This window comes from Endozoicomonas sp. ONNA1 (genome assembly GCF_024606325.1).
Classification (GTDB): Bacteria; Pseudomonadota; Gammaproteobacteria; order Pseudomonadales; family Endozoicomonadaceae; genus Endozoicomonas_A.
Genome location: NZ_JAHHPN010000972.1, coordinates 1 through 2,502 on the forward strand (window position 1 = coordinate 1; position 2,502 = coordinate 2,502).

Genomic DNA, 2,502 nt, shown 5'->3' on the forward strand with positions numbered 1-2,502 from the left:
AAAACAAGACTGAACCGGGCGCCCCCCAGAGGACTGTGGCTGACCATTGCACGACCGTTGTGCCAATACATAATTCGCCGCACGATGGAAAGCCCCAGCCCATAACCGCCTGATTTTCTGGTGCGACTGTCATCCAACCTTGAAAACGCTGAAAAGACTCGATCCCATTGATCCTCTGGGATACCGGGGCCGTCATCGTCCACATCAACTCGACAAGTGTCTTGTGTTGCAGAAAATCTGACCTCCAGTTTACTGTCTGCATAGCGACAGGCATTACCCACCAGATTCTGGATAGCCCGGTGCATATAGCGACGATCAATGTCCGCAAAGCGACGTGGGTCAAGTATATTGCATGGAACGTGCTCAATGGCCACACGATCCTGCAGGCGCTTGTGCTCACTGACGACCTGACCAATGATTTTATCAACATCTTGCCGCTTGAAACGCACCTCTGGTGCACCCTGTTCAAGATTGGCATAGGTCAAAATCTCATCCACCAGGTTATCCAGTTCCTGAATATCCTTATCCATGCCTTCTAACTGATGATCTCTTTCTTCAGACGTCCTGGCGTCGGCCACCAGATCCAGACCAAACCTGAGCCGGGCTACGGGGGTCCTCAACTCGTGAGAAACACCCCTGATCATTTCTTTCTGCAAACTTAACAGTCTCTGGATATGACCCGCCATGGCATTAAATGCCTGAGCCAGACGACCAATAGAGTCGGCACCATGCAAAGAGACACGAACATCAAAGTCGCCGCGGCTGAAACGCGTGGCTGCTCTCTCAAGCTTACGCAGTCGTTTTTCCATTCCCCGAACCAGAATATAAATGGCCAGACTCAGGGAAGTCAGTACAAACAAACCAATGGTCAGCATCAGCTTGAAAGGATAAGGATTCAGCAACCCTAATGGTCCCATTCTGATCAATCGGGATTCATCAGGCAGACTTGTGTAGATAGATACCGTCTGTGCCTCATCATCCAGCAACATCATCATGCTGCCTTTACGAAGCTGCTCCTGTTGCACAGGCACTAACCGGGTTTGAGAAGGCTCCACCAGATGGACAGGGTAACTGAAGCTATTGACAGACAACTCTTTCAGTTTTTCTGCTCTGCGAGCGACGGGAAAACGCATTAATTTGGCTTTTAGAAGGCTGAGAGTACCACTGGCTGTTTGCTCCGATATAGACGACACTACACCTTCCAAAAGGCTGTCTCCCGTCAGAGGTGTCATCACCAGTGCACTGTTCTGATCCAACATACGAACCTTGATACCATCGTGCTTCAGAGATTTGAATTGATCCTGATCCAGACCTGAATTTTCAGGGCTCACCAGCTCAAAGGGAATCGCAAGACGCTTTCCCCAGTCTTCGAGCCAGGGCTTACGTTCGTCTTCAGGCAACGATTCAACGGTCTCGGCGATCAGACGAAAGGTTCCCCTGACCATATCTTCACGATATTCAGCCTGTCTTATTCCATTGATCAGCGTAACGGAAATACCAGATAGAACAGCGACGAGCACCAGCGTAAACAGGAGCCCGCCATATATGCGTAAGAAAATGCTACTCACAGGTTTCTCTACTTAGATAACTCAGAGCGGTTATTCGCTTTTAACGAAGAGGTAACCTTTACTGCGAACAGTTTTGATCAAACGAGGGTGCATGGGATCGTCGCCAATCTTAGGTCGAATGCGAGACACCCGAACATCAATGGAACGATCCTGACCATCGTACTCTATACCACGCAGCTGAGAGAAAATTTCTTCCCGGCTCAACACTCGACCCGCATTGGAGCAGAGCAACCACAGCAGGTCAAACTCAGCACTTGTTAATTCAACACTAACATCGTTCAGCCAGGCTTCTCGCATAGAGTTATCCACAACCAGCGGACCAAAAATCAAGCGACTGTTGCTTTGCTCTTCCTGTTCTTCCAGAGGCCCCTGATTTCGGCGCAGCAAAGCTCGGATTCTGGCTAATAGCACTCTTGGACGAACCGGTTTGGCAACATAATCATCTGCTCCCATTTCCAGCCCCAGTACTTCATCCAGGTCATCGGTCCGGGCGGTCAGCATCAGAATTTGTCCGGCATACTGCTCACGAACCCGGCGACAGATGGAAACACCATCTTCTCCTGGCAGCATCAGATCCAGCACCACCAGATCAGGACGCTCTTCAAGAATACGACCAACCGCTTTGCCACCATCACCTTCTATAGAGACCGAGAGTCCATTGTTCTCGAGGTAGTCCCGGGTGAGTGTGGCCAGCCGTTCATCATCCTCAACAATCAGGATTCGACCTGTTTCTGAATTCTCCACAGCCAAACTTCCAAAGATTATAAAAATGAAGACTATAAGCCCGACGGGAATTGCCAGGCTCAGGTGATGGATACTACTACAGCATTGCATTAGAGTCCCTACATGACCTGTAAATTCCCCAAAAGGTCATTTTCCTGCCCTAGCAGCCTGTCGGACTTAAGCGTCCGTAGCGAGGATTGCAAGAAATTGA

Annotated in this window: 2 protein-coding genes; both read right to left on the minus strand. The window is 49.7% G+C overall.

From position 1 onward, the window contains the following. Positions 1-1,568 (minus strand): ATP-binding protein (locus tag KDK19_RS23505; protein WP_257293071.1); only part of this gene is annotated, 1,568 nt, incomplete at its 3' end. A 30-nt stretch (positions 1,569-1,598) separates the two neighbouring features. Continuing rightward, positions 1,599-2,312: a response regulator transcription factor gene (locus KDK19_RS23510; RefSeq protein WP_257279886.1), complete on the minus strand. Its 714-nt coding sequence runs from the start codon at positions 2,310-2,312 to the stop codon at positions 1,599-1,601. Positions 2,313-2,502: the final 190 nt, after the last annotated feature.